Source organism: Citrobacter sp. MNAZ 1397 (assembly GCF_023613995.1).
GTDB lineage: Bacteria > Pseudomonadota > Gammaproteobacteria > Enterobacterales > Enterobacteriaceae > Phytobacter > Phytobacter ursingii.
The window spans coordinates 377,843-402,067 of the sequence record NZ_JAKIVH010000004.1; the positions used below are offsets into that span (position 1 = coordinate 377,843).

General features: G+C 52.9%; 21 protein-coding genes and 1 pseudogene. 8 read left to right on the forward strand and 14 right to left on the reverse strand.

Translation table 11 applies throughout. The annotated features are described in order from the left end of the window. Window positions 1-55 precede the first annotated feature (55 nt). Window positions 56-994 (reverse strand): malate dehydrogenase, encoded by a 939-nt coding sequence (gene mdh / locus L2097_RS21360; protein ID WP_047372915.1) that lies wholly within the window; start codon window positions 992-994, stop codon window positions 56-58. A gap of 404 nt (window positions 995-1,398) precedes the next feature. Here mdh and argR point away from each other — a divergent pair, with 404 nt between their 5' ends. The 3 genes from argR (at window position 1,399) to yhcN (L2097_RS21375) (ending at window position 2,852) form a co-directional block, all read left to right on the forward strand. Next, window positions 1,399-1,869, forward strand: coding sequence for a transcriptional regulator ArgR (gene argR / locus L2097_RS21365; RefSeq protein WP_047372914.1), 471 nt, complete (start codon window positions 1,399-1,401; stop codon window positions 1,867-1,869). A 360-nt stretch (window positions 1,870-2,229) separates the two neighbouring features. Next, window positions 2,230-2,493 (forward strand): peroxide/acid stress response protein YhcN, encoded by a 264-nt coding sequence (yhcN, locus tag L2097_RS21370; RefSeq protein WP_250353630.1) that lies wholly within the window; start codon window positions 2,230-2,232, stop codon window positions 2,491-2,493. 95 nt (window positions 2,494-2,588) lie between these two features. Continuing rightward, window positions 2,589-2,852, forward strand: a complete 264-nt coding sequence (yhcN, locus tag L2097_RS21375) for a peroxide/acid stress response protein YhcN (protein ID WP_103278289.1) — start codon at window positions 2,589-2,591, stop codon at window positions 2,850-2,852. Window positions 2,853-2,912: 60 nt separating this feature from the next. Here yhcN (L2097_RS21375) and L2097_RS21380 read toward each other — a convergent pair whose 3' ends face one another. The 5 genes from L2097_RS21380 to aaeX form a co-directional block, all read right to left on the reverse strand. Beyond that, window positions 2,913-3,179 carry a barstar family protein gene (locus tag L2097_RS21380; RefSeq protein WP_047372911.1) on the reverse strand — a complete coding sequence of 89 codons (267 nt, stop codon included), beginning with the start codon at window positions 3,177-3,179 and terminating at the stop codon, window positions 2,913-2,915. Window positions 3,180-3,224: 45 nt separating this feature from the next. Continuing rightward, on the reverse strand, window positions 3,225-4,679 hold the full coding sequence (locus L2097_RS21385; protein ID WP_047372910.1) for an NAD-dependent succinate-semialdehyde dehydrogenase: 1,455 nt from the start codon (window positions 4,677-4,679) through the stop codon (window positions 3,225-3,227). 83 nt (window positions 4,680-4,762) lie between these two features. Then, window positions 4,763-6,730, reverse strand: a complete 1,968-nt coding sequence (gene aaeB, locus L2097_RS21390; RefSeq protein ID WP_047372909.1) for a p-hydroxybenzoic acid efflux pump subunit AaeB — start codon at window positions 6,728-6,730, stop codon at window positions 4,763-4,765. Window positions 6,731-6,735: 5 nt separating this feature from the next. After that, the gene (aaeA, locus tag L2097_RS21395) at window positions 6,736-7,668 is read right to left on the reverse strand and encodes a p-hydroxybenzoic acid efflux pump subunit AaeA (protein ID WP_047373466.1); all 933 of its coding nucleotides are present in this window, start codon (window positions 7,666-7,668) and stop codon (window positions 6,736-6,738) included. Window positions 7,669-7,675: 7 nt separating this feature from the next. Next, complete coding sequence (gene aaeX, locus L2097_RS21400) at window positions 7,676-7,879, reverse strand: p-hydroxybenzoic acid efflux pump operon protein AaeX (protein ID WP_039077415.1); 204 nt, start codon at window positions 7,877-7,879, stop codon at window positions 7,676-7,678. A 173-nt stretch (window positions 7,880-8,052) separates the two neighbouring features. Between aaeX and aaeR the strand changes: the two genes are divergently transcribed. Beyond that, window positions 8,053-8,976: an HTH-type transcriptional activator AaeR gene (gene aaeR, locus L2097_RS21405; protein ID WP_047372908.1), complete on the forward strand. Its 924-nt coding sequence runs from the start codon at window positions 8,053-8,055 to the stop codon at window positions 8,974-8,976. Between the two features lie 83 nt (window positions 8,977-9,059). Here the strand turns inward: aaeR and tldD are convergent, their stop codons facing one another. The 8 genes from tldD to csrD all read right to left on the reverse strand — a co-directional run bounded on the left by tldD (window position 9,060) and on the right by csrD (window position 21,354). Further along, on the reverse strand, window positions 9,060-10,505 hold the full coding sequence (tldD, locus tag L2097_RS21410; protein ID WP_142517375.1) for a metalloprotease TldD: 1,446 nt from the start codon (window positions 10,503-10,505) through the stop codon (window positions 9,060-9,062). An 86-nt stretch (window positions 10,506-10,591) separates the two neighbouring features. Beyond that, window positions 10,592-14,401, reverse strand: coding sequence for an AsmA2 domain-containing protein YhdP (gene yhdP / locus L2097_RS21415; protein ID WP_250353631.1), 3,810 nt, complete (start codon window positions 14,399-14,401; stop codon window positions 10,592-10,594). Between the two features lie 41 nt (window positions 14,402-14,442). Continuing rightward, entirely contained in the window at window positions 14,443-15,912 is a 1,470-nt protein-coding gene (gene rng, locus L2097_RS21420) for a ribonuclease G (RefSeq protein ID WP_047372905.1), read from the reverse strand. Further along, window positions 15,902-16,495: a Maf family protein gene (locus tag L2097_RS21425; protein WP_047372904.1), complete on the reverse strand. Its 594-nt coding sequence runs from the start codon at window positions 16,493-16,495 to the stop codon at window positions 15,902-15,904. The genes rng and L2097_RS21425 overlap by 11 nt, the downstream gene beginning before the upstream one ends. Before the next feature lie 8 nt (window positions 16,496-16,503). Further along, a complete protein-coding gene (gene mreD, locus L2097_RS21430) occupies window positions 16,504-16,992 on the reverse strand; it encodes a rod shape-determining protein MreD (RefSeq protein ID WP_039077409.1) in 489 nt (162 codons plus the stop codon). After that, a complete protein-coding gene (gene mreC, locus L2097_RS21435; RefSeq protein WP_047372903.1) occupies window positions 16,992-17,996 on the reverse strand; it encodes a rod shape-determining protein MreC in 1,005 nt (334 codons plus the stop codon). The genes mreD and mreC overlap by 1 nt, the downstream gene beginning before the upstream one ends. A gap of 64 nt (window positions 17,997-18,060) precedes the next feature. Next, window positions 18,061-19,104 (reverse strand): rod shape-determining protein MreB, encoded by a 1,044-nt coding sequence (mreB, locus tag L2097_RS21440; RefSeq protein ID WP_006818047.1) that lies wholly within the window; start codon window positions 19,102-19,104, stop codon window positions 18,061-18,063. Window positions 19,105-19,413: 309 nt separating this feature from the next. After that, on the reverse strand, window positions 19,414-21,354 hold the full coding sequence (csrD, locus tag L2097_RS21445; protein WP_085005565.1) for an RNase E specificity factor CsrD: 1,941 nt from the start codon (window positions 21,352-21,354) through the stop codon (window positions 19,414-19,416). A 280-nt stretch (window positions 21,355-21,634) separates the two neighbouring features. Here csrD and msrP point away from each other — a divergent pair, with 280 nt between their 5' ends. The 4 genes and pseudogenes from msrP (at window position 21,635) to accB (ending at window position 24,218) form a co-directional block, all read left to right on the forward strand. After that, entirely contained in the window at window positions 21,635-22,636 is a 1,002-nt protein-coding gene (msrP, locus tag L2097_RS21450) for a protein-methionine-sulfoxide reductase catalytic subunit MsrP (RefSeq protein ID WP_047372902.1), read from the forward strand. Beyond that, window positions 22,637-23,236 (forward strand): protein-methionine-sulfoxide reductase heme-binding subunit MsrQ, encoded by a 600-nt coding sequence (gene msrQ / locus L2097_RS21455; RefSeq protein ID WP_047372901.1) that lies wholly within the window; start codon window positions 22,637-22,639, stop codon window positions 23,234-23,236. 234 nt (window positions 23,237-23,470) lie between these two features. Continuing rightward, a pseudogene (locus L2097_RS21460) lies at window positions 23,471-23,720 on the forward strand (type II 3-dehydroquinate dehydratase). A gap of 21 nt (window positions 23,721-23,741) precedes the next feature. After that, window positions 23,742-24,218: an acetyl-CoA carboxylase biotin carboxyl carrier protein gene (gene accB, locus L2097_RS21465; RefSeq protein WP_039077404.1), complete on the forward strand. Its 477-nt coding sequence runs from the start codon at window positions 23,742-23,744 to the stop codon at window positions 24,216-24,218. The last annotated feature ends 7 nt before the right edge of the window (window positions 24,219-24,225 follow it).

Below are 24,225 nucleotides of genomic sequence, written 5' to 3' on the forward strand. Positions count from 1 at the left end.
CCGGTTTTTTTGCGCATCTCTGGAGGCAAACGGCACACCAGACGACGGCAGCTATTTACTTGTTAACAAAATCTTCGCCGAGCTGAATATCTTTTTTCAGGGTGTCCAGCATCCCTTCCAGCGCCTGCTGTTCAAATGCGCTTAATTTGCCAATCGCCTGGCGTTCTTCAATACCATTTTTACCTAACAGCAACGGCTGAGAGAAGAAGCGGGCATACTGACCATCGCCTTCAACATAAGCGCATTCAACAACGCCTTTTTCGCCCTGCAACGCACGCACCAGCGACAGGCCAAAGCGCGCGGCAGCCTGACCCATGGAGAGTGTTGCTGACCCGCCACCCGCTTTCGCTTCGACCACCTCTGTGCCCGCGTTCTGAATACGTTTTGTCAGATCGGCAATTTCCTGTTCAGAGAAGCTGACACCCGGGATTTGCGACAGCAACGGCAGAATGGTGACGCCCGAATGTCCACCCACGACCGGCACTTCGACTTCGCCCGGCTGCTTACCTTTCAGCTCTGCCACGAAGGTGTTAGAACGGATAATATCCAGCGTCGTTACGCCGAACAGTTTGTTTTTGTCATACACACCGGCTTTTTTCAGCACTTCTGCCGCAATCGCCACCGTCGTGTTAACCGGGTTAGTGATTACGCCGATACAGGCTTTAGGGCAGGTTTTTGCGATTTGCGCGACCAGGTTTTTCACAATGCCGGCATTCACATTAAAGAGATCGGAGCGATCCATACCTGGTTTACGCGCGACGCCAGCGGAAATCAGCACCACATCCGCACCGTGCAGAGCAGGCGTTGCGTCTTCGCCAGAAAAGCCTTTAATTTTTACAGCAGTGGGAATATGGCTGAGGTCAACAGCAACCCCAGGGGTTACAGGAGCAATATCGTAGAGAGAGAGTTCTGAACCTGAAGGCAGTTGTGTTTTAAGTAGTAGAGCTAACGCCTGGCCGATGCCGCCAGCTGCGCCGAGGACTGCAACTTTCATCATAAACTCCTTATTATGGTTAGCTAAATATTTTGTTACTCCATTGCGGCGACCTTAATTCACCCTGATAATTATGGCAACGAACCAGCCAAAATTCTGCGGCATGGCACGCTTTTAAAATATTATAATGGGCTTTCATGACCGTCGGACCGGCAAACCAAGCAACTAACATTGAGAGTTTACAATATAGCGCTGATATCCATCTAAACAATATCATTCTAGTAACATTTATTTTACTTTTGCTTGAATTTGCGACACATGACACAGTGGGTTCCATAACGTAATTTGATAAAATTCACGTGAACCATAAGAAGATTTGAGTTATTTCCCCAGCAGATTATTTGCATAAAAATTCATCCATGTGCATAATAATGTAGTTTTCACGGCCTTAATACGGGTGACTTATGCGAAGCTCGGCAAAACAAGAAGAATTAGTTAAAGCGTTTAAAGCGCTACTTAAAGAAGAGAAATTTAGTTCTCAGGGAGAGATTGTTCTGGCGTTACAGGAACAGGGCTTTGACAATATCAATCAGTCTAAAGTCTCCCGCATGCTGACTAAATTCGGTGCGGTGCGCACGCGCAACGCCAAAATGGAGATGGTCTACTGTTTGCCCGTCGAAATGGGCGTTCCCACCACCTCCAGCCCGCTCAAAAATCTGGTGCTTGATATCGACTACAACGACGCTATTGTCGTTATCCATACCAGCCCGGGTGCTGCGCAGTTAATTGCGCGCTTGCTGGACTCACTGGGCAAAGCGGAAGGTATTCTGGGCACTATTGCCGGTGACGATACCATTTTCATCACCCCGGCAAGCGGCTTTACGGTCAAAGAACTTTGCGAGGCCATCCTCGTACTGTTCGAACAAGAGCTTTAATTCGCTCCCCGGTTTCACGCCGGGGATACGCCCCGCCAACGGTCTTTTTCTTTCTACCGCCCCTTTGTTTTAACACAATGTGCGAATTTCTGTCGCATTTCATTCACGTGATGAATGTTTTCGCACAAAAAATCAAAGCCACTCATCACACTGATTTTCAACAATAAAAAAATGCACACAGGGCAAGAACAGCCGTTTTTTATATCTTTTTGACTATAAAAAAAGGTTTCTTTACCACTTACTTACAATAGCAATAATTAGCTCAGTATTAATTTTACGCGTTATTAGTGTATACTTGATTTTGTGATGAGGGTCACGAAACAAAGCCCTCAGGAATTACGATTCGACGAGGTAAGCATTATGAAAATCAAATCAACTGTAGCAACACTCAGCATTCTTTCTGTTCTGTCATTCGGCGCCTTTGCGGCGAGCTCTATTGATACTGGCCAGGCGCAAAACCGCCAGTCATTAGGTACCGTCTCTGTCGGCGGCGTTGCATCGTCCCCCATGGATATGCGTGCAGAACTGAACAAAAAAGCTGAAGAGCAAGGTGCGTCTTCTTATCGCATCATCGAAGCACGTACGGGCGATAGCTGGCACGCCACTGCAGAACTGTATAAATAATTAACCGAAAACCCTATGTCATCATCACTCAGCGGCACCAGGCATAAAAATAGCGGTATAAACCTTCTCGCCGTTGAGTATTGAGGAGAAAGACAATGAAACGTAACGTCATCATCGCAGCCCTTGGTTTAGCTTCACTGATCTCATTTGGCGCCAGCGCAGCTACCCAACTTTCCGATAATCAAACGCAAAACATGCAGGCCATGGGCTCTATTTCTGTTTCCCAGACCGCAAGTTCTCCAATGAGCATTCGTGATGAACTGTCTGCCAAAGCGGACGCGGCGGGTGCGAAAGCCTACCACGTGACCGAACTCCAGGAAGGTGATACCTGGCACGCAACGGCGGAACTCTACAAATAAACCCTCGTCGTCTACTCCGACGACTTGCCCCCGCCTGTCGGGGGCTTTTTTTTTGCTGCATTAACGGATGTTAAAACGCAACTGACCTTCCAGCTCTTCCTCTGCTTCATCAAACAAGAGAATTAACGCGCCAAAACGACGCCGCAGCGTTTCGCTAAGATGAATGAACTCAATTTCAACCGGCAACGGCAACTTTTCCGTCACCGCTATCCATAATGAATCCAGATCGGTAATGCTGGCTCCAGCGAGCGCAAACCGGCGGGAAAATTCTCGATAGAACATGTGTTGAGTGTCTATCTCAGCAAAATCGAAGGTATAGATATTCATTGTCCGCCATCCAGCCCTGTCGGGCGGCTTACGCCGCCCGTTTCATTACAAGCCCCCGAGATGCAGGGTTTTGACTTCCATAAACTCTTCCAGCCCCAGAACGGAGCCTTCCCGCCCCAGGCCAGACTCTTTTACGCCGCCAAACGGCCCCAGTTCAGTGGAGACCGCACATTCATTAATACCAATCATCCCACTTTCAATCGCCTGGGAGACGCGAAATACGCGGGATAAGTTTTGGGTGTAGAAATAGGCTGCCAGGCCAAACGGCGTTGCGTTAGCGCGCTGGATAACTTCATCCTCGGTCGTAAAACGAAAACAGGCAGCAACCGGACCAAAAGTCTCTTCGTTCGCCAGCTTCATGCCATCGCTGCAATCACCCAGCACGGTGGGTTGCCAGAAATTCCCCCCCAGCGCATGGGCTTTCCCACCTGCCAGAATTTTCGCCCCTTTCGCGACCGCATCTTCCACGTGTTCACGCACTTTATCCACGGCAGAAGTTTCAATAAGCGGACCGACGATAACACCGTCATCAAGACCGTTCCCGACCTTGAGGGCACTAACCGCCTCTGCCAGTTTTTGCGTGAAAGCGTTATACACCGACTCATGGATGTAGAAACGGTTTACGCTCACGCACACTTGCCCGGCATTACGGAATTTGTTGGCAATCGCCCCTTTGACTGCCGCATCAATATCGGCATCTTCAAAGACGATATAAGGCGCGTTGCCCCCCAGTTCCATCGACACTTTCTTCATGGTTTCGGCCGCGTTACGCATCAATGTTTTGCCCACGGCGGTAGATCCGGTAAAGGAAATTTTGCGTACCTCATGACTCGCCATGATCGCGTCGCTGATTTCGGATGTATTCCCGGCAACCGCATTCAGCACACCGTCCGGCACACCCGCTTTTTTTGCCAGCGCCAGGAGCGCAAAGGCGCTCAGTGGAGTGTTATTGGCAGGTTTAATCACCCCCGTACATCCTGCGGCTAACGCGGGTCCCAGCTTACGGGTCAGCATGGCCATCGGGAAATTCCAGGGGGTTATCGCTGCCACCACCCCTATCGGTTCACGAGTCGCCAAAATACGCGAACCGGGTTTTATCGGCGGAATAATTTCGCCATTAGCCCGCTTCGCTTGCTCGGCGAACCATTGAATAAAGCTTGCAGCATATTCCACCTCGCCTTCGGCTTCTTTTAACGGCTTGCCCTGTTCGGTGGTCATCAGCCTTCCCAACCAGCTTTTGTTTTCAATAATCAATTCGTACCAGCGGTAGAGGATGGCGGAACGCTCTTTTGCGGTTTTCGCACGCCAGGCGGGAAAAGCCCTTGAGGCTGCGGCGATAGCGGCTTCAGTCTCTTTTTTCCCGGCTTTCGCGACTTTTACGATAACCTCACCCGTTGCCGGGTTCAGTACGTCAAATGTCGTGTCCAACGATTTCCAGACACCATCGACAAGATAACCCGTCTGGAACAGTTCGCTGTCCTGCAATGCCTGCGTTGTCATTTGTCCTCCCGATCTGTGATTTCCAAAAGCTCCCGTAAAGTATAGCCATAAAAAAACCGACGCTTCTGGCGTCGGTTTCGGCTCTAGCTGCTGGTTAGCGCATGCTGGTATTTGTGTAACATCCCGGCAAGTCGTTTTACCGGTTCTGTCACCTGCGGCGGCGCATCCCAGCGATGCAATTTCTCCTGATAGACACCCAGTTCCTCCAGCAACTGCGAGAAATAACGCCGTCGTTTACTGTCCGACCTGGCAGAGATGACACTGTCTGCCGTACGGCGAAGCTGTCGATGGAATGCCGAGAGCTCATCATTCACCGGTACAGGCGCATCACGTAAACGCTGATGAGCGATAATCAACGTCAGCGCCAGGCGGAATTTCGCCACATCACCAGGGAACTTATTCAACAATAAAAATAGCTGCTGATAGAGCGCAGGCAGATGGTTCTCTTTCCGTCGCGCGCTGTTGGTTGTCATCGCCGAGACGGCCGCCGAGACAAACTGGTTGAGCAGCATACGTCCGGTCCGTGCCTGCGAATTATCCCGCACCAGTAAAATGACGATCAGCGCCAATCCACAGCCGATAATTTGCCCAAGCGCATTATCAAGAAACTGACTGAATTTAAAGGTCATCGGGTTATCGAGCACGATAATATTAATGGTACTCGCCAGCGCGCCCAGCGATCCCAGCCGCCGTTTCTGCACCTCGATACCGGCAAAAAAAGCCAGCACAGCCAGGCTGATACAGAGCAACAGCATGCTCTGCTGCGTCGAGGGAATAATAAACAGAAAATAGAGCGCCCCGACCGGCAGGGCGACCAACGTACCTATCAGAAAATCGATGGCCACCATTTTCGGATTTGGCAGACGCATTGCCAGCGACGTCACCACCGCGATCATCACCATGGTCCCACTGCCTGAAGTCCAGCCGCTCCACAACCAGAACAACGTTCCTAACCCGCAGGATAAAGTGGTACGCCAGAAGTTGACCATCGCATGATGGCGTTCCGCCGATGCCGGTTTGATAACCACTTCGCCACGCAGAACCTCTTCTTCCGTCGCACTGATTTTGGTATTGCTCACCACGCCGCGCTTGAGCAGTAAATACCGCGTTGCCGCACCGACCCAGCTATAAATGGTGACGGGCGTTTCGCGTTCACCGGTCCAGGCAATCACCCGGCGCATCCGCTTCATTTGTCTGTGCACATCCTGAACGGTTTCTACAGGTGCGTCGAACAGCTCACGGAATGTGTCGGTCATCAGCTCGGGTCGCGTATTCTGGATCAGATACGTTTCACAAGCCTGGGTAATCAGCGTAAGCGACAAGGTATTGATCGCGGTCAGGCGACGGTTCGCGCGCCCCCAGCGGGAGGATTCAATTTTAAGGTTGCTGCGCATCCCTTCCAGGGCAGTCGTGCGACGCACCAGTGCTCCCCAGGCTTTATCCACTTCTTCAGGGTCGCCATGTTTAATGCACATCTGCATGAGCTGGTATTGGGCCACCAGCAGGCTGTCCACCTCGCGGTCAATTTCGCGTTTGATCGAACGGGGAGAGAACAGCAAATCTGCCGCAATGGCGCAGACAATACCGATGACGATTTCACTGCAACGCTCAACGGCAAACTGAGGCGCCAGCAGCGGTTCGCTCTGGATTGTCACAACAATGATCAGCGCCGTATAGCCCGCCAGTCCCCAGGCATAAGAGTTCTCCACCCGGACGAGCGAAGAAAGCCAGGTACAAAACCCCGCCCAGATACAACACACCGTCAACATTAAGAATGGAGCACGGATCATGGCGATGATAATGGTCAGAGCGGCGATACAGCCAATAAAGGTACCGATAATACGCAACATACCGCGATAACGAATCGCACCCGACCAGGGTTCGCCCCCGGCAGCAAAAGCCGGACCTGCCGCCACAATCGCCGCCGTCAATACCGCCCAGCGCGGCGTTTCCAGTTGAAAATGAAAGCCGACGAACAGCGCCAGTACGATAGCGCACGCCAGTTTTAGCGCGAAGCGAACGTGGTAACTGGCGATGGAAAACATAGCCATAGTAATTAACCAAACTCACGCAGGCGATGAGCCAGTTTGCGGAAGAAAGAGTCGTGGCTCTCATCGCGATCGGTTTGACCCGTTACCACAACCGTGGCCGTCGTACCTGCCGGCCAAAGGTTCCCCTGCTGCTCATCCAGGCGAATACGTACCGGCACGCGTTGCGCCAGACGTACCCACTCAAGATTTGAGTCAATGGTCGCCATCCCTTTGCTGTCGTTGCTGCTGCTGGCATTGGTCACCCCGGCGGCCACGCTTTCCACGGTACCTTTCAGAACGCGGTTGCTGCCCAGCGGGGTAATTTCAGCCCGGAAGCCCGGATGGACGCCTTCGAGCTTGGTCTCTTCCATATAAGCCTGAACATAAAAGGAATTCTGCTTAACCAGCGCAACAGCAGTAGAACCACGGGTAATGAACTCACCGGCGTAGACATTCAGGTTGGTAATCCAGCCGTCTGCCGGCGCGCGAATAACCGTACGTTCCAGATCCAGTTTGGCCAGGTCACGCGTGGCCTGCGCTTTAGCCAGTTGATGTAATACTGTCTGCAAGACGTTGTTGGCCTGATCGATTTCTTCGCGGGACATCGCCTGAACGCCAAGCTGGTTACGGCGGCCGGCCTCACGGCGCTTTTCACTTTCCAGCGCCTGGTAGTAAGCGACATCGGCTTCGGCCTCTTCCAGCGCTTTCTGGTAACGCGGCCGATCGATGGTAAACAGCACCTGGTCTTTTTTAACCAGTTGGTTATCGTGAACACTGACGTCGGTAATTAACCCGGCAACGTCAGGCGCGATAGCGACCACGTCAGCGCTAAAGCGCGCATCGCGGGTCCAGGGGGATTCTGTGTAGTACACCCATGCGCGGAAAATAGCGATGAAAGCAAGGATAACCAGCGCCAGGGTGATGGCGGTACGAAAGAGATTTCTTGTTAGTGTTTTCACTTCAACCTCAAACAAACAGACGCGACAGCAGGTAAAACAAGCAGCAGTAAAGCGCAGTGTTGAACAACGCCGGATGCCAGACAAAATCATAGATCCCGGTTGGGATCAGCATGCGGCGCACCAGCCAGAAGATCGCCAGTGACAAAAGCAATTCAAAAAAAATCGGTGGGAACGACAGACCGAACACCACGATAACGGGAAACAGACTCATGTTGACCTTGATTAGAGAGAATGCAGGCGACAATATTTCTTATACGCACCGCAGCGGAGCAGGAAGCAAGGCGAGATCGGCACGTTAATTATTCAGCAAATAGTATATTAACGTAACTGTTATGCTGTTATCTATATTATGTGATCTAAATCACTTTTAAGCCAGAGTGAATAATGGAACGACTGAAACGCATGTCGGTATTCGCCAAAGTGGTGGAACAAGGCTCGTTTACTGCCGCGGCGCGGCAGTTACAAATGAGCGTGTCATCCATCAGTCAAACGGTGGCGAAGCTGGAAGATGAACTACAGGTAAAGCTGCTAAACCGCAGCACACGTAGCCTTGGGCTCACCGAAGCCGGGAAAATTTACTACCAGGGGTGCCGACGCATGCTGCACGAAGTGCAGGATGTGCATGAGCAGCTATACGCTTTTAATAACACGCCTATCGGTACGCTGCGCATTGGTTGTTCTTCAACCATGGCGCACAATGTCCTCGCGCAGATGACCGCCGCGATGCTGAAAGAATATCCTGGTTTATCGGTCAATCTGGTGACAGGTATTCCGGCGCCGGACCTGATTGCCGACGGGCTGGATGTGGTCATCCGGGTGGGCGCGTTGCAGGATTCGAGCCTGTTTTCACGCCGCCTGGGCGCGATGCCGATGGTCGTCTGCGCGGCCAAAAGCTATCTGGCGCAATATGGCATTCCGGAAAAACCCACGGATCTGGTGAACCATTCATGGCTGGAATACAGCGTGAGGCCGGATAATGAATTTGAGCTGATAGCACCAGAGGGCATTTCCACTCGCCTGATCCCCCAGGGTCGCTTTGTCACCAACGATCCAATGACCATGACGCGCTGGCTTACCGCCGGGGCCGGGATCGCCTATGTACCCTTGATGTGGGCGATCAATGAGATCAATAACGGGACGCTGGAGATCTTGTTTAGCCGCTATCAGTCCGATCCGCGTCCGGTCTGGGCGCTGTATACCGAAAAAGACAAATTGCCGTTAAAGGTGCAGGTATGTATTAACTATCTGACAGAGTATTTTACCGAGGTCGCAAAGCTGTATCAGGGCGTACAGGGACGGGGGTTGTGAACCCGGTTGCGGCATAACGCTTTAACCGGGCTATATGGTGGTGACCCGGTTAAGCGCTGGCGCCGCCGGGACACTCACCGCGATTACGCCGTGCCGCCGACGGTCAGGTTGTCCACTTTGAGCGTCGGTTGACCAACGCCCACTGGCAGGCTCTGGCCTTCTTTACCGCAGACCCCCACGCCGTTATCCAGTTTCAGGTCATTACCCACCATGGAAATCTGCTGCATGGCTTCAATGCCTGAGCCAATCAGGGTTGCCCCTTTCACCGGCTTTGTCACTTTACCTTTCTCAATCAGGTAGGCCTCAGAGGTAGAGAACACGAACTTACCGGAGGTGATATCAACCTGACCGCCGCCAAAGTTCGGCGCATAAATACCAAACTCGACCGACTCAATGATCTCCTGCGGCGTCGATTTCCCTGCCAGCATGTAGGTGTTTGTCATACGCGGCATCGGCAGATGCGCGTAAGATTCGCGACGACCGTTACCGGTTGGCGCAACGCCCATCAGACGGGCATTCAACTTATCCTGCATGTAGCCTTTCAGCACACCGTTTTCAATCAGCACATTGTACTGACCCGGCGTACCTTCATCATCGATAGAGACGGAGCCACGACGATCGGCGAGGGTACCATCATCCACAACGGTACAAAGTTCCGATGCTACCAGTTCGCCCATGTGGCCACTGAATACTGACGTGCCACGGCGGTTAAAGTCGCCTTCCAGGCCATGTCCGACCGCTTCGTGCAGCAATACGCCCGGCCAGCCGGCTCCCAGTACAACAGGCAGTGTTCCGGCAGGCGCCGCCACGGCAGAAAGATTCACCAGCGCCATCCGCACGGCTTCTTTTGCCCAGGCATCGGCACGTACATCGCCGTCGACATCGTTGAGGAACCAGTCATAGCCAAAACGACCGCCGCCGCCGCTGGAACCGCGCTCGCGTTTGCCGTCGTCTTCTACCTGCACACTCACAGAAAGACGCACCAGCGGGCGAACATCCGCCGCCAGCGTACCGTCCGTCGCGGCAACCAGAATCAATTCATACACGCCCGTCAGACTGGCGGACACTTCCTGCACACGCTTATCCGCCGCGCGGGCGACTTTGTCCACACGGCGCAAAATATCCAGCTTCTCTTCGCGGCTCATACTTTGCAATGGATCAATGCTGGCATAGAGCCCCTGATGCTCAACGGCGCCAAGCGTTTGCACACGGCCATCGCCTGCCTCACGCACGATGGTGCGCGCCGCCTGCGCACTCTGTTCCAGTGCCAGCAGACTGATTTGGTCGGCGTAGGCAAAACCGGTTTTCTCGCCGCTCACCGCACGTACACCAACGCCCTGGTCGATGTTGTATGACCCGTCTTTGATGATACTGTCTTCCAGCACCCAGGATTCGTGATAGCTCGACTGAAAATAGAGGTCACCGTAGTCGAGTCGGCGCTCGGTCAATTGACCAAGGATGGAAAACAGATCCTGATGATTCAGGCCATTTGCTGCCAGCAATTGTTCACTTACCAGGTTCAGACTCATCGTTTGCTACTCGTCGTTGCCGCCACATCGGGCAATAAAAAAAGTGTGATATAAGGAGCTTGAGGCAATTCGCCGACGCCGTCAAATCATTGCTTTTTATCTGTACGCGGCTGGCGTAAGACTTCATTGATTTGTGGTTTGTCTACCGGACCGGTAATGCGATAACGCAAAATGGAGACTTTATTCCACAGCGGCCCCAAAACTTTACTGGCGGCGAACACCGCCGCACCAACAATAGGGTTGACGGCAAAGGCGGCCGCAACACCTACCGTTGCTGAGATTTCCGGGGCGACAACTGCCTCAACATCTAATTGGCGCTGTACCAGATCCACCGACCCTTTCATCGCAATATCGGCTTCCAGGCCGTCCACCAGCGTATCATCAGTATGCAGAACACCATCTTTGATCCATGCCGCACTGCGGATAGAGTCAAAGTAGAACCCTTCACTACTGAACGTGTCGCTGAAATCGAAACGAAGCTTGCGCAGCAACGCATCGACGCTAAACAGGCGCAGCAGCTGCCCGGCGTGCCCGGTACTGATATCGGTAATATCGCCTTTGCCAAGGCGAGTGCGCAGAATACCGTTAAGCGACTCTTCCTGCGGCTGCCATGGCGCGCTACGCCAGTGTAAATCATAGTTCACATCAAACGGCGCATTGCGCACAGGCGTTGAAATGCCAAAGAAATTCATCGCCGAATCGATTTTGTCGCCGTGCAAGGTGCCTTTCAGTGAAGTCCGTTCACCACCGATTTTATTGACCCACTCGCCATCGGCAGTCAGGCGGACAAAACCACTGTCTATCAGGCCATTCGCCAGCGACAGGGTATCTCCTTTAATCGCAAAATCGCCCTCAATGCGGCCATACTTTTGTCCCCATAGCCAGCACTCCGCACAGCGCAGTTGCAGATCCGGCCAGCCGGTGAAATCCACCTGCATCTTGCCGCGCAGCAACGTCGACGGCGAAGAGATGTCGTTGTCATCCGATGCCGTTGCAGACGGGTTGTAATAAAGATAGCGAATCGCAGCCTGCCACGGTGCGTTATCCTGCAGCGTAAACGTCCCGTTGATTTCACGACCTTGCACTTCAACAACTGACCCAGAGGCCTGGGGCTGCGAGACAATACTCAGATTGTTCCATTGCTGGCCAGCCAACGTGAGAGCAGGCGTACGCAGCGTAACACTGGCCGGGAACGCGGTCGCATTGCTGACATTGTTGGCGACCCCCTGATGCAGCAGGCCCAGCCACTGCGCGCCATTCATTGGCGGCAGATTCAACTCAAGACCGGCCTGCTCAGGCAGTGGCGGCATCGTGCGGCTATCTGAGGTCCAGATTGCCCTGTCGAGGGTGAGTTTCTGGTTGAGTAACCAGCGACTGTTGAAGTGGTTGTTATTGCCTGCGCTGCCGGTCAGATCGAAACTGCGCAGATTGCCTTCAACATTTACCTTCACCGGCAACGCCTTCCCTGCAGGCTTATCAAGCGGCGGTGGCAGGCGACTGGCGATACCCGTCAAGTCACCGTCGATACTAACGTTATATTTCGCCCCGGCGCTATGCGGCAATTCGATGTCTACTTTGCCTTTCCAGCCCATACTGCCGCTCACCGCATCACTGACTTGTTGCGGCATTACGCCCGTTTTCGCCGGCTGCCAGTTGCCATTGAGATTCACCGCTACCTGATAGGCTTTCGCCCCTTCGGTAGTCGTGAAATCAATGTTCACAGGCTGGTTAAACCACATCGCCTGCAGTGGTTCGCTTTTCAAATTGCCGTTCACAAAGCTGAACGCACCCCGTAGATCCTTCACCGTGCTGTTAAGCGGTTTAATGAACAGGTTATTGTGATTGAGAACGACATCGCCTTTCGCCGTCGTCATTTCGCCGTCGAGCGGAATATCAAGATGTAAGCGAGCACTCACATCACCATCCAACTGGAGTTCATCAAGGGCTGTAGAAAGCGTATCTTTCAGCGGCGTATCTTTAAAATAGGGTCCAACCGCTTTCCCCGGCCCGTTGATATCGGCATCAATGAGCAATTTCTCTTTGAGGTAATCCGGAATGACAGCCGTCAGGTTTGTGGCTTTGACACCGCCTAATGCCACGTCATCCGTCTTCATCCACAGGCCATCATTGATGAAATCGAGCTGAATATCGAAATTTTTCAGCGCCGGCCAGTCTGGCTGGAAGGCAAAGGTGGCATTACGTAACGGCACCAGCACCTCAAACTGCCCTTCATTGTGCTTATAGGGAAACAGCCGCGGGTTACCGCCATAGACCAGCGTCGCGTTGTCCGCCTGCCCGCCCTGAATGGCCGCACTAAGGTAATCTACCAGCGCTTTACCCATCAGGTTTTCCGGGAAATAACGCCATGCCTGGCCGCCATCGGTCACATTAATGCCTGCCAGAATACCCAGCCACGGCTCGTCGCCTTCCGGCTGGAGATAGCGGAAATCGCCCCTGGCATGAATTGCATTCGCCTGCACGTCGATATCATGCCCATCAATCTGCAGACCACGTTCATCGTTTTGCCAGGCAAGGGTCGCCACCCCTTTATCTATTTCCAGCGGCGCACGGAAAACGGTGGCATAAGGCATTTTCGCCTTTGCCATGTCGATCGTTACACGCCCATTTTCAACGCTGCCGGATAACGTACCGGAAAGGTTCTCAACGCCTGGCAGCAGTTCCCACTGTTTCCAGGAAATGTTTTTCCATCTAGCCTGGAAGCGCGTTTTTTCCGTCGCCTGTAGCGGAATATCCAGCGCCAGGTTTTCCAGCAACCCTGCTGGCGCCATCGTCCGCCACACTTTCCCCAGCTCTGGAGAAATTTTTTCGGCAATCGGCAGCATACCGTCAAGCGCATTCAGCTCGAGACGACTGGCCCTGACGCGTAATTCATCACTGCGCTGGTCGTTTGCGCCCCCCGTTTCCTGGGCAGGCACCCACGCAAAGGCCAGCGAGCCTTGCGGCCACGGGTTGCCATCCATTGTGATGCGCGTTGTAGGAATATCAAATTGCCAGCCCTGTTGCTGACGCGAGACGTGTGCCGTCAGGTTATCGACCAGGAGATGGTGTGTGTCGTTGTCGCCCTGCCAACTGGCGCCGCCCTTTTTAAGCCAGACATCGCCACTTTCCACCACACCTTTGTTAAGGGTCATCCAGCCTTCAAGGCTAAAACGGGCGCTATCCAGCGCAACGTTGTCCTGCATCCATTTATTAAGCCAGGGCTTAACGTCAATGTCGTCTGCCTGTAGCCACAGCCGGCCATTATTGAGAATGCCCCGGTCATCGCGCAAATCCATTCTTACCTGCATAACGCCGTGTTGTCCGGTCAGACTGGACAGGCTCACCTGGCCCTCTGCGCGGTGTCGATCATCGCTGTTAAGCCAGGTCAATTGCGGGATCGCGAGTTCGGCGCGCTGGCCGGAGAGCGTCAAAAAGCTAAGTCGACTGTCGCGCAGATCGAAGTGATCGAACTGGCGAAGGAACAGATCCCGGATGCGGTCAGTTTCGATCGCATTACCATCGTCATTGCGCTGCAAGGGGGTATTTGTGCGTACAGCTAACTGATAAAACGTGAGGTCGCGGAACTGCCAGCGCATTTGTAGCAGACTTTGCCAGACGTCCAGCGCCAGGGTAACACGTTTAACGGACAGATCGCCGCCATCTTTGAGGGTGGCTTTAACATCACGAACGTCGAGGATAGGGCCGAAATTTTCCCAACTGGCGTTCAGATGACTCGCATCGACCACAATGCCGGTTTGCGCCTGAATTTTCGCCAGGATTTCAGGGCGCCAGCTATCCAGATGGGGCAGGACAAGGCGCAGGCCACTTACCAGCAGCGCCACTATCACCACCAGTGTCGCCCCTGTAAGCAGCAATATCCCCGGCAATCGCCTCACGCACCTCTCCTTGTCAACAAACGTCTGGACGTAATCGTCTTTTACATCATCACCACATCAAACTGCTCCTGATTATAGAGCGGCTCAATTTGCACTTTAACTTGCTTACCGACGAAGATTTCTACCTCAGCCAGCGCATGGGACTCTTCCCCTTTCAGGGTTTCCGCCACAGCAGGAGAAGCATAGACCAGGAAACGATCCGAGTCGTAAGCATGGTGTACGCGAACAATCTCGCGCATGATTTCGTAGCAGACGGTTTCCACCGTTTTTACTGTGCCTCGTCCATGGCAGGTTGGGCATTCATTACAGAGAACATGTTCCACGCTTTCACGGGTACGTTTACGGGTCATCTCGACCAGGCCGAGCTGGGAGAAGCCGTTGATGCTGGTCTTCACCCGGTCTTTGCTCAGCGCTTGTTCCAGTGAGTGCAGAACACGGCGACGATGGTCGTCATTATTCATGTCAATGAAATCAATGATGATAATGCCGCCAAGATTACGTAAACGCAGTTGGCGAGCGATGGCCTGCGTGGCTTCAATATTGGTATTGAAAATGGTGTCATCGAGATTACGGTGGCCGACAAACGCCCCGGTGTTGATATCCACCGTCGTCATCGCTTCGGTCTGGTCAATAACCAGATAGCCGCCGGATTTCAGTTCCACTTTTCTTTCCAGCGCGCGCTGAATTTCATTCTCAACATCGTAGAGATCGAATATCGGCTGGCGACCGCTGTAATGTTCAATCATGCTGGTCATTTCCGGCATGTATTCCGCGGTGAACTCCAGCAACATCTCATAAGTCAACCGTGAGTCAACGCGGATCCGGTCGAGTTGCGCATCGGCAAAATCTCGCAGCACACGCTGCGCCAGCGCCAGTTCGCCGTAGAGCTTACACCGGGTCTGCTGACGCTTTTTACGCTCCATTACCTTCGTCCATACCCGCTTGAGGTAGGCTGCATCTGCGGCGAGATCTTCATTGCACACCCCTTCTGCCGCCGTACGAATAATGAAGCCGCCCTGCTCATCACAATACTCAGAAACAACCTGCTTGAGTCGCTCGCGTTCAGCCTCGCTTTCGATTCGCTGAGAAACTCCGACATGTGATGCGCCTGGCATGAAGACCAGATAACGTGAAGGTAAGGTGATGTCTGTGGTCAGGCGAGCGCCTTTGGTACCCAGCGGATCTTTCACCACCTGTACCATCAGGTCCTGCCCCTGGCGCACCAGCTCAGAAATATCACGAACGGTGAAGTTCTTCTGCTCTTCCCCCGCCACACATTCGGTGTGAGGCATAATGTCCGAGGCATGAAGAAACGCGGCCTTATCCAGACCAATATCTACAAAAGCCGCCTGCATACCAGGCAGTACGCGACTGACCCGACCCTTGTAGATATTGCCTACAATCCCGCGTCGCGCTTCACGTTCGATGTGAATCTCTTGCAGGATACCGCCATCGATATAGGCCACGCGTGTTTCCGATGGCGTAATGTTAACTAACAATTCAGCCGTCATGATTGTCTCTTCCCTCGCGCAATGCGTTAAAGTTGCTCAACAGTTCCCAGGTCTCTACCAGCGGTAAACCCACCACAGCGTGATAACTCCCGTTTATTTTTCTGACAAAACAGCCGCCCAGCCCCTGAATGCCATACGCGCCTGCTTTGTCCATCGGCTCACCGCTGGCAACATAGGCAGCAATATCATCATCAGAAAGGGCTCGGAACGTCACCTCGGTTGTCACCAGACAATCCAGCAGGTGTTGGTTGTCCGCCAGTGCGACGGCCGTCATCACCTGATGGGTCTGACCAGAGAGCTGTCGCAGCATTTTAGCAGCATGCGAGGAGTCTTTCGGTTTTTCAAGCACTTCACCATTAAATATGACAATGGTGTCTGCGCCCAGCACCGGTAAATCGCGGGAAACCATCGCCACACCTGCACGCGCCTTTTCCCTTGCCAGCCGTACAACATAATGTTGGGCGCTTTCTTGCGCCCGACGTTGCTCTTCAATACCGGGAATAATTCGCTCGAAGGTGACGCCCAATTGAGTGAGCAGTTCCTGACGACGCGGGGAACCAGAGGCAAGCCAAATCGATGTCATAGAAACCTTTATTGCACGGCAAACTGTTGGCGAATTTTACGCATAAGCAGGAAAAGCCACGGCCAAAGCACGCCATTAACGAAGCTACTCCAGAAAATCTCTGGTTTGAAGGAGACATTAATGACCAAAAACTCTGCCCAGAAGACGATGACTTCGGTTGCCAGCGACAAAACCATCACCACCAGCGCCTGTTGCCACAGCGCCAGGTTACGGAACAGTTGAAATTTAAGCGCGACCAGGTAGGCGATAATGCTCAGAGACAACGCACGAACGCCAAGTGTGGATCCGCTAATGAGATCCAGTATGGCACCCATAACGAAACCTGTGCCGACATTTACGCGGTGCGGTAGCGCCAGAATCCAGTAAAGCAGGATAAGCAACACCCAGTTTGGCCGGTAGACAAGAATGTCATCCGGCCAGGGCATAATTTGAAGCAACAATGCGATAAGAAACGAGAGCCAGATAACCCAGCGCCCCTGGCTACGGTAACTTGCCACTATTGGCCTCCCCGGGTACCTTGAGAAGGTGACGGTGGCCCGGCAATACCAGTTGCAGGTGCAGGAATCGGCGCAGGCGGCCCCATGGCATCTGGCGCAGGCAATACTTGCGGCATCATCTGCATCAGGCGTTCATTAGCCACACGGTGTACTTCTTCCGGCGTCATCGGATTTGTGCCGTTACGATCGGCCCCCCACAGCAAGAGTAAGTAGCGTAGACGCTGCAAACCTGCGGTAGGACGCGCCTGGATAACGGTATACGCCCGCTGCGTGTCGAGTTTTACCGAGGAGACCACCCCAACAGGATAACCTTCCGGGAAACGTCCACCCAGACCGGATGTCACCAGCACATCGCCTACCCGAATATCGGTATTTGCCGGCAAATGTTCCAGTTGCAGATCGTCAGTACAGCCATTGCCTGCGGCAATAACGCGAATATCATTACGCAGCACCTGAATCGGTAGCGCATGGGTCGCATCACAAATCAACAACACCCGACTGGTCAGTTTAGCCACCGCGACAACCTGGCCTACCACGCCTTTATCGCTGATGACCGGCTGGCCTTCATAGACACCGTTTACGCTGCCTTTGTCGATAACAACCTGATCGCTATAGGGATCGTTGACCGTCGAGATAACCTGAGTGACCATTTTCTGTTCGTCCTGACGCAGCGGCGAACCCAGCAGCTCGCGCAGTCGCGCGTTCTCCTGTTTATATTGCCCTAACATCAGCAGCTCGCTGTTTTTCAACAGCAGTTCCTGACGCAATGCCCGATTTTCAAGCTCAAGTTGATCGCGCGACGAGATCGTTTGTGAAACGCTATCTAATAATTCGCGAGGACCGTTGGAAATAAAGTAGAAAGGACTGACGGCAGTATCCATGTACGTTCGAATTTGACTGAACGTACCGAGGCGGCTGTCGGCAATAATGACTCCGAGCGCCACTACCACCGCCAGGAAAAGGCGAATCTGTAGCGACGGGCCACGGCTAAAAATTGGCTTCATAGGCTTTGCGTATTCTCAGGACTGACAAATCGGGGCGACATCTTCGCCCCGAATCTGAATCAGACTATTCTTCGCTGAACAAATCGCCGCCGTGCATATCGATCATTTCCAGCGCCTTGCCGCCGCCACGCGCTACGCAAGTCAGTGGATCTTCTGCAACTACGACAGGAATACCTGTCTCTTCCATTAACAGGCGGTCAAGGTTGCGCAGTAACGCGCCACCACCGGTCAGAACCATACCGCGCTCAGAAATATCGGACGCCAGTTCTGGCGGGCACTGTTCCAGTGCAACCATCACCGCGCTTACAATACCGGTCAGCGGTTCCTGCAGAGCTTCCAGAATTTCGTTAGAGTTCAGGGTGAAGCCGCGCGGAACGCCTTCTGCCAGGTTACGACCACGAACTTCGATTTCGCGGACTTCATCACCCGGGTAGGCAGAACCGATCTCATGCTTAATACGTTCAGCGGTCGCTTCACCGATCAGAGAGCCGTAGTTACGACGCACATAATTAATGATCGCTTCATCGAAACGGTCGCCACCGATACGCACGGAGGAGGAGTACACCACGCCGTTCAGAGAGATAACGGCCACTTCTGTGGTACCACCACCGATATCGACAACCATCGAACCGGTTGCCTCAGAAACCGGGAGGCCTGCGCCAATTGCCGCAGCCATCGGTTCTTCAATCAGAAAGACTTCCCGAGCACCCGCACCCTGAGCAGATTCACGGATCGCACGACGTTCTACCTGGGTCGCGCCAACCGGTACACAAACCAGCACGCGCGGGCTCGGACGCATGAAACTGTTGCTGTGCACCTGTTTGATAAAGTGCTGGAGCATTTTTTCTGTCACGAAGAAGTCGGCGATGACACCGTCTTTCATCGGGCGGATAGCTGCGATGTTGCCCGGTGTACGGCCCAGCATCTGCTTAGCTTCATGACCTACCGCGGCCACACTTTTCGGTGAACCGGCACGATCCTGGCGAATGGCTACCACGGAAGGCTCATTCAATACGATGCCTTGTCCTTTTACATAAATCAGGGTATTCGCGGTACCCAGGTCAATGGACAGGTCATTGGAAAACATGCCACGAAATTTTTTCAACATACTAAGGGATAATCCTGAAAGCTGGGGCGGAAAACAAAATCCGCTTACTTTACCAACCACACGCAGCAGCGACAAGGCGCAAAAATCATCTGCTACGGTGAAAATTAGTGCAGTTTGTTTCCTTTGTTACAAACAACCTGACTCCTTCAGGAGTGAACCATGGCGGGAGTAATCCTTACCCTGCGTTTGCAACCTGTCAAAGGTTAAAACTAGCGTTCGCGCTGTGGCAATCTGGCGGGCAGACAAGCACACCCCCATACGTGCGATACAGCGCGCGTTATTCTACGTGAAAACGGCTTAAACGGCAGTTCAAACCGAATATCTTTGCGAATATTTTTTCACATTGGTGTCAAGCGGCTGGGAGGAGGCAAAAAAATCGCCCTGACCACCTGAAACGCCACATTCAATCAGCGTCTGCCATTCGCCACGCGAACGAACGCCAGTGGCGAAAACGCGCGTATGCGTACCTTTGCAGGCCTCCACGAGGCTTTGCACCAGTAACTGATTTTCCGTGCGTTTCTCAATGTTCCGGACAATCCCAGGATGAAGTTTGAGCAATTCAACGTCCAGCGCTTTAATCCAGCTGGTACTGACCAGGGTGAGACCCGCCTGCGTGACAGCAACGCGCGAGCCTAACGCATTAATTAACCGCACCACCGGTTGTAACCGGCTGATATGTTGACAAACATCAGCCTCGGCAAGTTCAAAAATAATCCGTCGACGCTGTGATTTTTCACATTGCATCAAGGTATCGCGTAGCCAGCGCTGAAAACGTGGCCGAATCAGAGACTCTACCGTCACCTGCATGGCGAGGGTTTCTTCCGGCCAGTAACGTAAATAGGGAATGAGGCGTCCGATTTGCAGCCGGTCATACTCCTCAGACAGCCCAAACTGCAGCACCATGGGCATATATTCCGCAGAAATAACTTCCAGGTCGCCATCGTAGATGCGGCACATCAGTTCGCGATGGTGAACAATCCCTTCGCGATTCACTGCTGGCTTCTGGTAGACCCGCGGACCGCCACGACTCAGCATTTGCTCAATGAGCGTGCGCCAGCGAACATTACCGCGCCCCTGCTCCGGTAGCGTATCGTCGTAAACCGACCAGCTATTTCCCCCTTGCAGTACCGCATTACGGGTCGCCGCTTCGGCATGTTCCATCACCTGTTGTGTCGACTGACCGCTACGCCAGGCGCAAATACCAATGTGCATCATATCTTCGCGATCGAGCATTTTGCTGGGCTGCAGACCGTCCACCGCTTTGAGAATCTGCCCGGCAATACTTTCCGCTTCTTTTAATGTCCGGTGCGGTAACAGCACGGTAAAATCACTGCGGTGATAGCGCGCCAGCAGCGCGCCGGGATAACGCATAATAAATGTCGATAACAGGTTAATGAGCATAAACAGATGCTCTTCAACGGCGGGACGCCCCCAGCTATCGCGCAATAATTCAAAATCGGGTAGCCGGATCATCATGACAACGCCATGTGCGCCGACTTTCTCCTGATCCTCAAGCAGCGTGGCCAGTTGATTATCAAAGAACAGACGGTTATTGAGACCGGTTTTAGTATCCTGCGCGGCGTAGGAGCGAATCAGCGTGTCAATATGGCTGCGTTGGTCGCTGGCAAACTGGATTTCTGAAAGCAGAACATCCAGCGCGCTGCTGGCGCGGGATGGCCATTCATAAACAGAACCGCGCGCCTGCGCTCCTCGCTCCCCATTAAGAATACGGGTAGAACGAAGTTCGAGTAACTCCTGCCCCGAGAGCTGTCGGCGCAACCAGCGTACGGAGAGGAAAATAATCAGGACCATGAAGCCGATAGCCAGCGTCAACGGCACGGTAGTCATCAGCGAACGGAAATAGTTAGCCATCGGGTCCTGGTAAACCAGCGTGATGGTCATGCCCGGATTTTTAAGGGAATTAATCTCTAATTCACGGTACTGGTAATTACTGCCGGCCGGACGATAGCTGCTTTTGCGGGTGTGCTGCAGAACGGTTTTCTTTCCCTGACGGACCTCAATACCCACAATGTCCACTGGCACCATCAATTCATCAAGATGAGATGAGATGGCAGACGGAGACATAAAAATCAAACGGGTATCGACCACCGCCGCAACCGATTCTACGCGGTTCGTTACCTTAGACTGGATGGCATTATAAAAGCTTAATGAGCAGCCAAGCAGGGTAACAAATATTGCCAGCCCCGTTAGTAGCGTCACAAAAGCTGAGAATTTCGTCGTTAATCGCATCCTTGTGTTAACTCCGTAGTGTAAAAGAACGAGACGCGGCAAACCCGGGAAAACTAAGTAAGCGCTAACTAGAAAATGAGCCCGGCATACTAGCAGGCCTGACGCCGCTGGCAATCAGTATTGCATACAACTATGCGAGTATAGCCCTCAGAATTTTTTTGCCAATCATCCTGGGGAGTAAAGGCCGCCAGCGGGAAGTAAACAGTCAGATTTCAATTTTTCGTGATAATCCCCCGACGGCATATTCGCCGTGCTACAAGTATTGAAAAGGGGGAAGATTATGCAAAAGAAAAAACTTACCGAAGCCGATGTCACCGCCGAATCCGTATTTATGCTGCGACGTCGCCAGATCCTGAAAACGCTGGGCATCAGTGCCGCTGCACTGAGTCTGTCTCCTGCTGCACGCGCCGATCTGCTTGACTGGTTTAAAGGAAACGATCGCCCTAAAGCCTTGCCAGGCAAACCCCTGCAGTTCAGCAAACCTGCCCAGTGGCAAAACACGCTGACGCTGACTCCGGAAGATAAAGTAACGGGCTATAACAATTTCTATGAGTTTGGTCTGGATAAAGCCGATCCCGCAGCCAACGCAGGCAGCATGAAAACCAATCCATGGACGCTCAAAATTGACGGTGAAGTAGCCAAACCCCTTACGCTCGATTATGACGCGCTTACCACGCGTTTCCCGCTGGAAGAACGAATCTATCGCATGCGCTGCGTTGAGGCCTGGTCGATGGTGATCCCATGGACGGGTTTCCCGCTGCATAAACTGCTCTCCCTGGTCGAACCCACCAGCAACGCAAAATATGTGGCATTTCAAACCCTCTACGCACCCGACGAGATGCCAGGTCAGAAGGATCGCTTCATTGGCGGCGGCCTGGAATATCCTTACGTAGAAGGGTTACGTATAGATGAAGCCATGCATCCCCTCACGTTGTTGTCTGTTGGCGTTTATGGGAAAGCGTTGCCGCCGCAGAATGGGGCACCGATCCGCCTGACCGTCCCGTGGAAATACGGCTTTAAAGGGATCAAATCGATAGTCAGCATCAAGCTAACGAAAGAACGTCCCCCGACGACCTGGAACCTTGCGGCGCCAGATGAGTATGGTTTTTTTGCCAACGTGAATCCGCATGTCGACCATCCTCGCTGGTCACAAGCAACCGAACGCTTTATCGGATCCGGTGGCGTGCTGGATGTAAAACGCCAGCCTACGCTTCTCTTTAATGGTTATGCGGATGAAGTGGCGTCCCTTTATCGTGGTTTGGATCTGCGGGAGAACTTTTGAGTGCGTTTAACAGCGAAACAGATTGTCTGGCTTAAAGTATTGCTGCACCTGGCCGGTTTTTTGCCGTTTGTCTGGTTGTTTTGGGCATCGTCGCAGGGGTATTTTAGCGCCGACCCGGCAAAAGATATTCAACATTTTACCGGCAGAATGGCGTTGAAATTTTTACTGGCAGGCTTGCTGGTTGCGCCACTGGCGCGCTACGCTAAACAACCGTTGCTTATTCGCACCCGTCGTTTACTGGGACTATGGTGTTTTGCATGGGCAACATTGCATCTGACCAGTTACGCATTGCTGGAGCTGGGCATCAACAATCTGGCGCTACTTGGTCGGGAACTGACAACGCGCCCTTATTTAATGTTAGGAATTGTTAGCTGGTTTATCCTGTTGGCACTGGCAGCGACATCTACCCAGTGGGCGCAGCGAAAATTGGGCAAACGATGGCAACAATTGCATAACTTCGTCTATCTGGTCGCGATCCTGGCACCCATCCATTATCTGTGGTCCGTGAAGATTTTATCGCCATTGCCCCTCCTTTATGCAGCCGCTGCATTCGCGCTATTAGCGTGGCGATACAAGAAGTTCCGCCAGTGGTGGCGCTAAAGTTCCGATATGTGCAGTCCTCCGCAGTTCCATTATCAATCGCAGGGTTAAAACCAAATGCGGTTGATAATCTTCCCTGATAAGACCAGTATTTAGCTGCTAAATGCTACGAAATAGTTATAATGTGCGACTTTGGTTTTGCCCGGAGGGCTTTTTAAGGCCCAAAAAGGTGACAACCACGCAATGACGGTATATTTTGTTTTTTACCGGAAAATTGCAGGAGATAGCAGCACGATGGCTGGCAAGTTGCGCATTTTGCTTTTAAACGGCCCCAATCTTAACATGCCGGGAGCACGCAAGTCGGAAACCTATGGCACCCTTCGACTTTACTGAGTTCACTCAAAGCAATATGCATGCGCACGAACCATCTCGCCATCATTCCTGGCTCTCCGAAATCGCTTCCGGCGTGGTCTTCGGACCTGATGCTGGCAGTTGTACATACGCTTTACAGACGGCGGTAAAACGCCTGTCACAATCAAACTAAACAAGAGTACGGAACCCACTCATGGATATTCGTAAGATTAAAAAACTGATCGAACTGGTTGAAGAATCAGGCATCGCTGAACTGGAAATTTCTGAAGGCGAAGAGTCTGTACGCATCAGCCGCGCACCGGTGAACACGGGCTTCCCGGTGATGCAGCAAGCTTATGCGGCTCCGGTTATGCAGCAGCCAGCCCCTGCGCTTTCTGGCGCAGTCGCTCCCGCAGCTCCGGCTACGGCAGCAGAACCTGCGGCAGCGCAAATCAGTGGTCACATCGTACGTTCCCCGATGGTCGGGACCTTCTACCGCACGCCGAGCCCGGACGCAAAAGCGTTCTGTGAAGTCGGCCAGAAAGTCAATGTAGGCGATACCCTGTGCATCGTTGAAGCCATGAAAATGATGAACCAGATCGAAGCCGACAAAGCGGGCGTAGTGAAAGCCATTCTGGTTGAAAGTGGCCAGCCGGTAGAGTTTGACGAGCCGCTGGTCGTCATCGAATAACGAGGCG